The sequence below is a fragment of the Pelobium manganitolerans genome, from assembly GCF_003609575.1.
GTDB lineage: Bacteria > Bacteroidota > Bacteroidia > Sphingobacteriales > Sphingobacteriaceae > Pseudopedobacter > Pseudopedobacter manganitolerans.
This window is the reverse complement of sequence record NZ_MBTA01000001.1, coordinates 133,548-145,567: the sequence shown is the minus strand read 5'-3', so window position 1 is coordinate 145,567 and position 12,020 is coordinate 133,548. Positions and strand designations below refer to the sequence as shown.

The following is a 12,020-nucleotide window of genomic DNA, read 5'->3' as shown; positions in this document are numbered from 1 at the left end:
TATGCAGATCAAAGAATTAACAAACTACCTAGAGTCTATCGCGCCAAGCAATTACCAAGAAAGTTATGATAACTCGGGTTTAATTGTAGGGCATCCGGATACGGAAATAAACAAGGCGCTGATAAGTTTAGATTGTACAGAAGCTGTCGTAGATGAAGCTATCGCCGGCGGTTTTGATATCATTATCTCGCACCACCCCATCGTATTTAAAGGCTTAAAAAAATTTAACGGCGCCACTTATGTAGAGCGTGTGGTCATGAAAGCCATTGCCCATAATATTGCAGTGTATGCCATTCACACCAATTTAGACAGTGTGGCAACTGGCGTTAATGCCAAAATCTGTGAAACCATTGGCTTAAACAATTGCAAAATTTTGGTGCCCAAAAAAGACATCCTAAAAAAACTCAGCTTTTTTGTGCCAATCGCCCAGGCGGATAAGGTAAAAAACGCTGTTTATGAAGCCGGCGCCGGCGAAATTGGAAATTACAGCAATTGCAGTTTTAGCATTGAAGGTACGGGCAGTTTTAAAGCCAATGAAAAAGCCGACCCTTATATAGGCGACGAAGGCGAACTACATTTTGAAAAAGAGCAAAAAGTGGAGGTCATTTATCCGATACAAAACGAGCGCAAAATATTAGCCGCTTTATTAGATAGCCACCCCTACGAAGAAGTTGCTTATGACATTTACAGCTTAGATAATGCCTACCAACAGGTAGGCGCCGGCATGATTGCCGAACTTCCGGAAGAAATGGACGGGCTGGCTTTTTTGCAACACCTTAAAAAATCGATGGGTTTGCAGGTGATAAGGCACACCCGAATTTTGGATAAAAAAATAAAACGCGTTGCGGTATGTGGCGGCTCGGGAAGTTTTTTACTGAAAAACGCCATTGCGGCGCAAGCAGACGCGTTTGTTACTGCCGATTTTAAGTACCACGAATTTTTTGATGCCGAAGAAAAACTGATTATTGCAGACATTGGACATTTTGAAAGCGAGCAGTTTACGCAACATTTGCTCTTAGATATTATTACAAAAAAATTTCCTAACTTTGCAATCCGTTTAACAGAAAGTAATACAAACCCAATAAAATATTTGTCTTAATGGAACAAACCGTAGAACAAAAGCTTGAGGCTTTATACGAGCTACAGACCATCCACACCAAAGTTGATAAAATCCGTCAGACCCGTGGGGAACTTCCAATGGAAGTAGCAGATTTAGAAGATGACGTTGCCGGATTAGAAACCCGTATCCAAAAGATAAAATCGGAGTTAGATGATTTAGAAGATGCCATCGTTAATCGTAAAAATATGATTAAAGAGTCTTTGGCATTGATTAAAAAATACGAAGGGCAGCAAAACAACGTGAAAAACAACCGCGAGTTTGACGCCATCGCTAAAGAAATTGAAATACAAGGCCTAGACGTACAGGTTTCCGAGAAGAAAATCAGAGAAATACAGTTTGAGATTACCAGCAAAACCGAATTGTACGAAAATGCTTTGGTTGCTTTAGAAGACCGCAAAAAAGATTTAGAAGGTAAAAAAGCCGAGCTAGAGAGCATTACCGCAGAAACGCAAAAAGAAGAAGAGGTGTTGTTAAAAGAGGCAGATAAAGCTGCTGAAAAAATAGACGACCGCTTAAAAATTGCTTACAACCGTTTAAGAAGCAACTTCAAAAACGGTTTGGCTGTGGTAACTATCGAGCGTGATTCATGCTCGGGTTGCTTTAACCAAATTCCGCCTCAAAGACAATCAGACATCCGTCAGCGTAAAAAAATTATTGTTTGCGAGCACTGCGGAAGAATTTTGGTTGACGAAACCATGGCAGAAGAAATAAAAGGTACCGCAGTTTAAGATTGGTATTTTTATTGTTCATAGGGAAACATCTTGACACGCCTCAAGATGTTTTTCTTTTTTACAGCCCAAATATTTTTGACAGATGTTTAAAAAAGCACTGCTTGCCCTATCCCTCATTTTATTAAGCACCCTACACAGCAAAGCCAACTTTGATTTTAACAGCAATTGCGTAAACGCTTACAATGCTATTTTTGATCTCCGCATTAAAGACGCGCAAAGCCTTTTGAAAAAAGAAAAAAGCGCCAACCCTAACAATGCCATTGTGGCGCTTTTAGAGAATTATATCGATTTTTTCACCATCCTATCTTCGGAAAGCAAGGCAGACTATAACCGTTTAAAGAGCAATCGCGATAGCCGGCTTTCCTATCTGGCAAAGCAAGACAAAAACTCGCCCTATTACCTGTTTGCACAGGCAGAAGTTTATTTGCAGTGGGGATTGTTGAAAAGCCGTTTTCAGGAATATTTATCTTCTGGCTTTGATGTTAAAAAGGCGGACAATCTGCTGTCAGAAAATCAGAAAAAATTTCCTTCATTTTTGCCTAACAAGAAAAGCTCGGGTTTAATTGACGTTATTTTGGGTTCTATCCCGTCCAACGTAAAAGGCATTGCCAGCACTTTCGGTTTTAGCGGTAACGTAAATAATGGCATTAAAACTTTAGAAAGTTTGATGAGCAGTTTATCCAAAAGCAATTATGGCTTTTATACCGATGAGGTGGTGTTTTTCTTGTGCTACATTGAAACCGATTTGCTGCCGGATAAATCAAACTACAACAAAATAATGGCCTACACCAACCGCATGAACAGCCAAAGCTTGTTAAAAAGCTATCTGCAAGGTTACGTAGCCAGCCGAAATGCACACAACGACAGCGCTATTGCCTATTTGGCAAAGCGTCCGCGCGGCAGCGCTTACCTAGACTTCCCAAAACTGGATTATTTAATGGGCAGCGCCAAGCTTAACCGTATGGATACGGATGCCAATGTTTACTTAGCCAGCTATCTAAAAGAGTATAACGGCATTAATTATGTGAAAGACGGCTACCTAAAGCTTGCCTATTATTATTTGTTGCGTGGCGATGAAAACCACTATCAGGCATTTTTAAAAATGGTAAAAAGCCAAGGCGATTTATACGACGAAAAAGATAAGCAGGCTTTGAAAGAAGCCAATGATGCACGTCCGGATATTAACCTGTTAAAAGCGCGTTTTCAGTTTGACGGCGGTTACTACAGTAAAGCTTTACAAACTTTGAGCGGTAAAGATGTAAATGACTTTAAGCTCTTGCGCGATAAAACCGAATTCCACTACCGCCTAGGGCGCATTTATGATGAGCTTTCGCGTGATAATGAAGCTTTGATAGAATACCAAAAAGCAATATATGCGGGCAAGAACACCAGCTACTATTACGCAGCCAACGCCGCATTAAGCATTGGGCACATCTTTGAGAAAAGAAACGACAAAGCCCGCGCAGCCAATTTTTATAAACAAGCCATCGCGATGAAAAACCACGAATACGAGAACAGCATCGAATCTAAAGCTAAAGAGGGTTTGAAAAGGATGGGATATTAAGAATATTTATGCGCAATATTATTTCGTTTTTGTGTAAAATTGTATAAGCATCGAAACCTTAAAAGACGAAAAAAACGTGTCGTTTACTTCAATATATGAGAGCGACTAAAAATATAAACCTAAACAAATATGAAAGCAATTATTACTTCCGTACTTATTTGGCTTTGCGCAATTTTAGCTTATGGTCAAGAAAACAAAACAACCTATTACCTTAACGATAAAGGTAAGCAAGTTGAAAACGCAGACAGCGCTAAAGCTATCAGAACTGTATCTAACACAAAAAATAATGAAGGCTTGTACGATGTAGTTGAGTATGATACTAAAAAAAGAGTACGACGCATTGGTAATTCGCTCACCAAAACCGTAAACCCCAGCTATAATGGCATAGTAATCACCTTTTATGGTAACGGCGAAAAAGAATCTGAAATAGCTTATGTCTCTGGGCATAAGGAGGGTCTGGCAACATATTACCATAGCAACAAGACGGTCGCCAAAAAAGTGCGCAATGAAATGGTAGATAAGAAAGTTAAGACTATAGTGTTGGAAATTAACGACGACACAGGGAAAGCCTTGCTAGATAAAAACGGAACCGGCGTTTACGAGTATAAAGATAAAAAAGGGCGTTTGTGCCGGGAAGAATATCTAAACGGAATTAAACATGGCGAATGGCGAAGCTATAACACTACTGATGACGAAGTTTATATTTCCGAGTATAACGAGGGCAAGTTTGTGAAAGGCAAAACCATTGAGCCCAGCGGAAAGGTTGTTGAGTACGATGTGGAAGAAAAGTTGCCAGCATTCCCTGGCGGTACACCTGCGTTTGGGCGTTTTGTTGGTAAAAACATGAGGTATCCTGCCGAAGCTAAGCAGAAAAACATACAAGGTAGGGTATTCATCTCTTTCGTGGTAGAAAAAGACGGCGCCATCACAGATGCCAAAGTACTTAGAGGAATTGGCGGCGGTTGCGATGAAGAAGCTTTGCGTGTAATTAACCTTTCGCCTAAATGGGAGCCGGGCATACAGCGCGGTAAAGCGGTGCGGGTTTCGTACACTATTCCGCTGTTTTTCCAGTTGCAACAACAAACAACGCCAAACCGCAGCAAAAGCCGTTTTGATAATTTTTAAGGTTAGCGCACAAAATCTAAAAAAGTTGAGCAAAAAAGCTTTACATTTCCTATCTTTGCATCCCGACAAACAAGTCGGGATTTTTGTTTTATACAAAGCGTAAAATCCCCCTTAAATTTACGCCATGCCAAAAAATAATTCCATTAAATCAGTTTTAATCATCGGTTCGGGCCCTATTATCATTGGCCAGGCTTGTGAGTTTGATTATGCCGGTTCTCAGGCTTCTTTATCTTTAAAAGAAGAAGGAATCGAAGTTTCCATCATCAACTCTAACCCTGCAACCATCATGACAGATGAGGTTATTGCAGACCATGTTTATTTAAAACCTTTAACCGTAGCCTCTATTGAAGAAATTTTGCAAGAGCGCAAAATTGATGCTGTATTGCCAACAATGGGCGGCCAAACCGCGCTTAACTTAGCCATTGAAGCAGAAGAAAGAGGCGTTTGGGAAAAATACGGGGTAAAAGTAATTGGCGTAGATACCGCAGCCATTGAAAAAACAGAAAACCGCGAAGCTTTCCGCCAGTTAATGGTAGACATCGGCATCGGGGTGGCCAAATCCAAAATTGCCAACTCTTTCTTAGAAGGTAAAGAAGCCGCGCAAGACATCGGTTTTCCGTTGGTAATTCGTCCTTCCTATACTTTGGGCGGTTACGGAGGCGGTTTCGTACATAAAAAAGAAGATTTTGATGCCGCACTTTCTCACGGTTTGCAGGCATCGCCAACGCACGAAGTATTGGTAGAGCAAGCCGTTTTGGGCTGGAAAGAATACGAGCTAGAGCTATTGCGCGATAATAACGACAACGTGATCATCATCTGCTCTATCGAAAACTTTGACCCAATGGGTATCCACACCGGGGACTCTATCACGGTTGCGCCGGCCATGACCCTGTCTGACCGTTGCTACCAAGAGATGCGTAACCAAGCCATCAAAATGATGCGCGCCATCGGTAATTTTGCCGGCGGATGTAACGTGCAGTTCTCGGTAAACCCAGAAGACGAAAGCATCATCGCAATTGAAATTAATCCTCGCGTTTCGCGTTCATCGGCCTTGGCATCAAAAGCTACTGGCTACCCAATTGCAAAAATTGCGGCTAAACTAGCCATCGGTTACAACCTGGATGAAATTGAAAACCAAATTACCAAAACTACCTCGGCTTATTTTGAGCCTACTTTGGATTACGTGATTGTTAAAATCCCTCGTTGGAATTTTGACAAGTTTAAAGGCGCAAACAGAGAGCTGGGCTTGCAAATGAAATCTGTGGGCGAGGTGATGGGCATTGGCCGTTCATTTATCGAGGCTTTGCAAAAAGCCTGTCAATCTTTAGAAATCGGTCGCGCAGGTTTAGGTTCTGATGGTAAGCAAAACCGCAACATCGAGGACATTATGGACAAACTAGAGCACCCAAGCTGGGACAGGCTGTTTGCCATTAAAGATGCCATGCGCATGGGCGTTCCGGTCGAATCAATCCGTAAAGTGACTAAAATAGACCGTTGGTTCTTAAATCAGATTCAAGAGCTGGCGGTAATAGAGCAAGAGCTAAAACGCTACTCTTTAAACAACATCCCTAAAGATGTTTTTTACAGCATTAAGCAAAAAGGCTTTTCGGACGTGCAAATAGCTTGGATTTTAGGCAACGTTACCGAAGATGAAGTTTACGAGCGCAGGAAAGAACTAGGCATTCGCCGTGTTTATAAAATGGTAGATACCTGTGCGGCTGAATTCCCGGCACAAACACCTTACTTCTACTCCACTTATGATGGCGAAAACGAATCTGTACCTTCTGATAAAAAGAAAGTGATTGTATTAGGCTCGGGGCCAAACCGTATTGGTCAGGGTATCGAGTTTGATTATTCTTGCGTGCACGGTTTAATTGCTGCGCATGAAGAAGGTTACGAAGCGATTATGGTTAACTGTAACCCAGAAACGGTTTCTACCGATTTTAACATGGCAGATAAATTATATTTTGAGCCAGTTTTTTGGGAGCACGTACGCGAGATTATTGATTTGGAGCAACCTGAAGGCGTAATTGTTCAGCTAGGTGGGCAAACCGCTTTAAAGATGGCCGAAAAGCTTCACGAGAAGGGCATCAAGATTATCGGAACGTCTTTTGAAGATATGGATATTGCCGAGGACCGCGGAAGTTTCTCTGATTTATTGAAAGAGCTAGATATCCCTTACCCTAAATATGGCGTTGCCGAAAGCGCAGAGGAAGCTTTAAAGGTAGCTAACGAAGTGGGTTATCCGGTGCTGGTACGTCCGTCTTATGTATTGGGTGGCCAAGGCATGAGCATTGTGATTAATGATGAAGAGCTGGAAACGGCGGTAGTAAAACTTTTGGGAGATTTGCCGGGCAACCGCGTGTTAATTGACCACTTTTTGGACCGTGCCGAAGAAGCAGAATCAGACAGTATTTACGATGGTGAGGATGTGCATATCATAGGTATGATGGAGCATATCGAGCCGGCGGGTATCCACTCTGGCGACTCGAGTGCCGTATTGCCAACTTTCAGTTTGTCTGAAAACGTGGTAAAAAAGATGGAAGAGTATACCGCTAAAATTGCGAAAGCATTGAACATCCGCGGGCTGATGAACATGCAGTTTGCCATTAAAAATGAGGATGTTTATGTTATTGAAGCCAACCCGCGTGCGTCACGTACGGTGCCTTTTATCGCGAAAGCTTATGGAGTGCCTTACATCAACATCGCTACCAAAGTAATGTTGGGTACTAAAAAGTTAAAAGACTTTACCATTGTACGTAAACTAGAAGGCTACGCCATTAAAGAACCGGTTTTTTCTTACAATAAATTCCCCGAGATACAGAAAGAATTAGGTCCAGAGATGAAATCGACCGGCGAAGCTATCCGTTTCATCAAAGATTTGGAAGACCCATATTTCATTCAGCTTTCTCGCGAAAAATCAATGTATTTGAGCAAGTAAGCTTTTGAGCATACCTATATTTAAACCATCCGCAACAAAAACGGATGGTTTTTTTATTTTCAGGGTAACGTTTTCAACGGTGCCAGCGTCTTAGCAAAAGAGGCTTAGCATTTGCAGTCTCGTTTTTTTTAAGGCTATATTTGTATAAAAAGTAAAAATGGCAGGTATTAATATTAAACAGCTGGCAGAGGCGCTCAATTTATCTACCTCAACCATTTCAAGAGCTTTCAGAAACAACAGCGGCATTAAGCAGGTTACCAAAGATTTAATTTTAGCAAAAGCTAAAGAGTTAAACTACCAGCCAAACCATTATGCCAGTAGCTTGCGCGACCAAAAAAGTAAAACCATAGCCATTATAGTGCCCGAGTTGGCCAACAATTATTTCTCGCAAGCCATACATGGAATAGAGAAAGTTGCCAAGGGCCACGGCTACAATATATTAATTTACGCTACCGAGGATGATTTTGAGAAAGAGGTTGACGTAATTACACATTTGCACAATGGCCGTGCAGAGGGGATTATCATTTCGGTATCTGGCGAGGCAGTAAACCACAATTACCTGCACGAGTTTGGTGCCAAACGCCTGCCCATGGTACAGTTTGACCGTGTTTATGAAGATATAGATACCCCAAAAATTATTACAGACGATTACGAAAGTAGCTTTAAAGCTACAGAACATCTTATTGATAAAGGGTGCAAACGAATAGCTTTTTTGGTGGTGCAAAATGATTTATCTATTGGTAAGGTGCGCGAACGCGGATATGTTGACGCCTTAAAAAAACATGGCATTGCGGTTGATGAAAGTTTAGTGATTAATTGCTCTAACAGCTACGAAGAAAACGACCCCATTATAAAGCACGCCCTGCAAAATCTTCATATCGACGGGATTTTTGCTTCTGTAGAGCGGTTGGCTTTTGCTACCTATTATGCCTGTTATGATTTGAATATCAATATTCCGCTCGACTTAAAAATCATCAGTTTTTCCAGTTTAGAGATAGCGCCTTTGTTAAACCCATCTTTAACTACAGTAACCCAGCCGGCGGTAGAGATTGGTAGTTTAGCCGCTAAACTTTTATTTGATATTTTGAATGGAAAAGGGGAACAAAAAGAAGCAAAAAATAAGGTGGTTTTGGCATCAAAAATCATCTACCGAACATCCACAAATTAGGGCTCTTTTTGAGGGCTAAAAAAAGCAAAAAATTTCTTGGCTTAGTGTGTTTTACGCAGAATTTTGCTGTTTTTTTGGGAACGTTCCCAAAAAAAACATCTATTTTTTTGGGAACGTTCCCAATTTTGAGTAGGTTTTTCATCTGTGTAAAACTTACACCATTGTCAATTTTATTTTGTTGTAAATTGCTAATAATCAATATTTTATTAAGTGTTTTTTTGCTTTGATTTATCTTTTTTGTGGCGGCGCTTTAACCTCTTTTTTACTTCGAAAAAATAAATTGTTAAAAAATTTTTATTTCTGCTGCGCAGTTGTACATTGGGATTGTGTAAAAACACAAAAGATTTAAACCAATTTAAAACCATAAATCAGCTAAAAAAATGAAGAAAAGTTACATGATTAAACATGCCCTTTTGCTGCTGCTATTTTTAGTGGCCATAAGGGTGCATGGCCAAAGTGGCGACATTAGCGGAAAGGTAGTGGATGAAAACGATGCTCCGCTCCCGGGCGCTTCCGTTACGGTGATGCAAACCAATAAAGGAACGGTTACAGATGCCAGTGGTAATTTCCGTTTGGTAGGCTTATCAGGCAATGTAAGTCTAGCGGTTAACTTCATCGGGTACGAGACCGCCACGCGTAACCTTACATTAAAGGGCGACCAGCAAATCAATTTTAAACTTAAGCCAAGTGCAACCCAGTTAAACGAGCTGGTTGTTATTGGTTACGGAAGCACCGAGCGTAAGAACTTAACCGGTGCGGTTTCCACAGTTACTTCAAAAGATTTCCGCCAAGGGACCATTACCACACCTGCCGAGCTTATCCAAGGTAAAGTTGCCGGTGTATCCATCATCCAAAACAGTGGCCAACCGGGCGGCGCCAGCACGATCAGAATTAGAGGAGGCGCATCTTTAAACGCCAGCAATGATCCATTAATTGTGGTAGATGGCGTGCCTTTAAGCGGTAACAGCATTGGCAACGCGCCAAGTCCGCTTTCATTAGTAAATCCTAATGATATTGAAACTTTTACGGTTTTAAAAGATGCCAACGCAACGGCTATTTATGGCTCACGTGCATCAAACGGCGTTATTTTAATTACTACTAAAAAGGGAACTGCAGGCAAAGCCCGCGTTTCGGTAAGCAGCAACAACTCGGTAGCAACCGTAGCTAAAAAGGTAGATATTTTAACCGCCGACGAAATTAGAGCTTATGTGGCAGATAATCCCGGCGCTAACTACGGCACAGATGGCAATAACAATCCTTTGCTGTTTTCTGATTTAGTGGGCACTGCCAACACCGATTGGCAAGATGAAATTTATAGAAGCGCTTTCACCACAGACAACAATCTGAGTGTTTCTGGCACCACCAAAGGAGTTCCGTATAGAATTTCTGGAAACTATCTGTCGCAACAAGGCTTGTTGTTGACAGACAACTTCCGCAGAGGGACGGCAAACATTGTGCTTTCGCCTTCTTTCTTTGACAAGCATTTAAAAGTTGACCTGAATTTGAAAGGCGCGTTAACCAAATCGCATTTTGCAAATGACGGTGCAATTGGCGCGGCTATACAGTTTGATCCAACGCAACCGGTGCACGCTACCAATGCTTTCGGTAATTATTTTGAGTGGTTGCGCTCAGATGGTTCTGTAAATCCGAATGCACCACGTAACCCGCTAGGCTTATTAGAGTTGCGCGACAATAATGGGAAAGCCAAAAGAAGTTTCGGGAACGTTTCCTTTGATTATTCTTTTCACTTTTTGCCCGAGTTGCACGCCAATTTAAATTTAGGATATGATGTTTCTGAGGGTACAGGCCACATTACGGTGCCAACCTTCGCGGCACAAGCAATTGGTACTTTGGGTGAGATATCGCAATCTAGAAATACCGAGAGCAATAAATTCTCTGAATTTTATTTTAGCTACGACCACAATTTTACGGATATCAAAAGTAATATCGCCGCTACAGCAGGCTATGGTTATTACGACAACTCAAAAACCACCTATTTTTTTGAAAGATACAAAGGCACCGGCGAGGTTTTAACCACTCCAAAATTCCCTTATGCTACAGACAGAGACAAGTTATTATCCTACTACGGTAGGTTGGTTTACACTCTTAACGATAAATACATTTTATCGGGAACTTTGCGTGCAGATGCTTCTTCTAAGTTTGCACCGGAAAACCGTTGGGGCTATTTCCCTTCTGTGGCTTTTACATGGAGAGCCATCAGCGAAAGCTTTTTAGCCAATAGCCAAAGCCTATCAGATTTGAAACTTCGCTTAAGTTATGGCTTAACAGGCAATAAAGACGGCATTGGATATACCGATTACCTGTCTAAATACTACGCTAATACCAACAACGGCCAGTACAATGTTGGCGGCACCTATTACGATTATTATAGCCCGGCCCGTTACGATCCAGATTTAAGATGGGAAAGTACGAATACCTATAACGTAGGCGTGGATTACGGCTTTTTGAAAGGAAGGCTTTATGGTAGTTTAGACGCGTATTACAAAGAAACCAAAGATTTGTTAAGCACGGTAAACATCCCGGTAGGCACAAACTTTAGCAACTTATTAACCACAAATGTGGGCAATATGGAAGTGCGCGGTTTTGAGGCAAACATCAACTTTAAAGCAATTGCTACTGAGAAACAAAATTGGGATTTAGGCTTAAACCTAGCTGTAAACAAGCGTAAAGTAACTAATTTAACACTTAGTCCGGACCCAGGCTCGCGTGTTAGTGCTGGTGATATTACCGGCGGTACAGGTATCACTTTAAAATACAACGCAGTTAACCACATACCGGGATCCTTTTTTGTTTACAAGCAAGTTTATGATCAAGCGGGCAAGCCGGTTGAAGGTTTATACGCCGATTTAAACCACGACGGGGTGGTAAATACCGACGACCAATATTTTTATAAATCGCCAGATCCGGCTTTTACTTTAGGCTTCAACACCTCATACAGCATCAATAAGTGGACTGTCAGGACGAGCTTAAGAGCTAATGTGGGCAATTACATTTACGATAACGTTTCGTCTAACTTTGGCGTGCGCAGTAATATTTTAAGTCCGGCTGGCGTAATAAACAATGCCGGCGTTGATTTCCGCAATACCAATTTCCAAAACAACCAATTCCTTAGTGATTACTACATTAAAAACGCGTCGTTTTTGAAAATGGATAACTTGGGTATTAGCTACGATTTTGGCAAACTGGGCGCTACAGGTGCAAATTTAAGTTTAAGCGCTAACTGCCAAAATGTGTTCACCATCTCTAATTACAAAGGTTTAGACCCAGAAAGCACAAGCGGTATAGATTATAATTTATATCCGCGTCCGCGCACCTTCACTTTAGGGTTAAACTTAGGATTTTAAAAGCTA

At 41.4% G+C, this 12,020-nt stretch carries 7 protein-coding genes; all 7 read left to right on the top strand.

Annotation, left to right across the window (positions count from 1 at the left end; translation table 11 throughout):
• Nucleotide 1 precedes the first annotated feature (1 nt).
• The 7 genes from BCY91_RS00605 to BCY91_RS00575 all read left to right on the top strand — a co-directional run bounded on the left by BCY91_RS00605 (nucleotide 2) and on the right by BCY91_RS00575 (nucleotide 12,014).
• Nucleotides 2–1,099, top strand: coding sequence for a Nif3-like dinuclear metal center hexameric protein (locus BCY91_RS00605; RefSeq protein ID WP_120180073.1), 1,098 nt, complete (start codon nucleotides 2–4; stop codon nucleotides 1,097–1,099).
• Nucleotides 1,099–1,848 (top strand): zinc ribbon domain-containing protein, encoded by a 750-nt coding sequence (locus BCY91_RS00600; RefSeq protein ID WP_120180072.1) that lies wholly within the window; start codon nucleotides 1,099–1,101, stop codon nucleotides 1,846–1,848. The genes BCY91_RS00605 and BCY91_RS00600 overlap by 1 nt, the downstream gene beginning before the upstream one ends.
• Nucleotides 1,849–1,933: 85 nt before the next feature.
• Nucleotides 1,934–3,415 carry a tetratricopeptide repeat protein gene (locus tag BCY91_RS00595; protein ID WP_120180071.1) on the top strand — a complete coding sequence of 494 codons (1,482 nt, stop codon included), beginning with the start codon at nucleotides 1,934–1,936 and terminating at the stop codon, nucleotides 3,413–3,415.
• Between the two features lie 129 nt (nucleotides 3,416–3,544).
• Entirely contained in the window at nucleotides 3,545–4,540 is a 996-nt protein-coding gene (locus BCY91_RS17805; RefSeq protein ID WP_245988957.1) for an energy transducer TonB, read from the top strand.
• Nucleotides 4,541–4,664: 124 nt separating this feature from the next.
• Nucleotides 4,665–7,481, top strand: a complete 2,817-nt coding sequence (gene carB, locus BCY91_RS00585) for a carbamoyl-phosphate synthase large subunit (protein ID WP_120180070.1) — start codon at nucleotides 4,665–4,667, stop codon at nucleotides 7,479–7,481.
• A gap of 157 nt (nucleotides 7,482–7,638) precedes the next feature.
• Nucleotides 7,639–8,649, top strand: coding sequence for a LacI family DNA-binding transcriptional regulator (locus BCY91_RS00580; RefSeq protein ID WP_120180069.1), 1,011 nt, complete (start codon nucleotides 7,639–7,641; stop codon nucleotides 8,647–8,649).
• Between the two features lie 380 nt (nucleotides 8,650–9,029).
• On the top strand, nucleotides 9,030–12,014 hold the full coding sequence (locus BCY91_RS00575; protein ID WP_120180068.1) for a SusC/RagA family TonB-linked outer membrane protein: 2,985 nt from the start codon (nucleotides 9,030–9,032) through the stop codon (nucleotides 12,012–12,014).
• Nucleotides 12,015–12,020: the final 6 nt, after the last annotated feature.

What these genes read in the sequence shown, in the direction of transcription:
- BCY91_RS00605 (WP_120180073.1), top strand. Translation starts at nt 2, where the DNA reads ATGCAGATCAAAGAATTAACAAACTACCTAGAGTCTATCGCGCCAAGC.
- BCY91_RS00600 (WP_120180072.1), top strand. Translation starts at nt 1,099, where the DNA reads ATGGAACAAACCGTAGAACAAAAGCTTGAGGCTTTATACGAGCTACAG.
- BCY91_RS00595 (WP_120180071.1), top strand. Translation starts at nt 1,934, where the DNA reads ATGTTTAAAAAAGCACTGCTTGCCCTATCCCTCATTTTATTAAGCACC.
- BCY91_RS17805 (WP_245988957.1), top strand. Translation starts at nt 3,545, where the DNA reads ATGAAAGCAATTATTACTTCCGTACTTATTTGGCTTTGCGCAATTTTA.
- carB (WP_120180070.1), top strand. Translation starts at nt 4,665, where the DNA reads ATGCCAAAAAATAATTCCATTAAATCAGTTTTAATCATCGGTTCGGGC.
- BCY91_RS00580 (WP_120180069.1), top strand. Translation starts at nt 7,639, where the DNA reads ATGGCAGGTATTAATATTAAACAGCTGGCAGAGGCGCTCAATTTATCT.
- BCY91_RS00575 (WP_120180068.1), top strand. Translation starts at nt 9,030, where the DNA reads ATGAAGAAAAGTTACATGATTAAACATGCCCTTTTGCTGCTGCTATTT.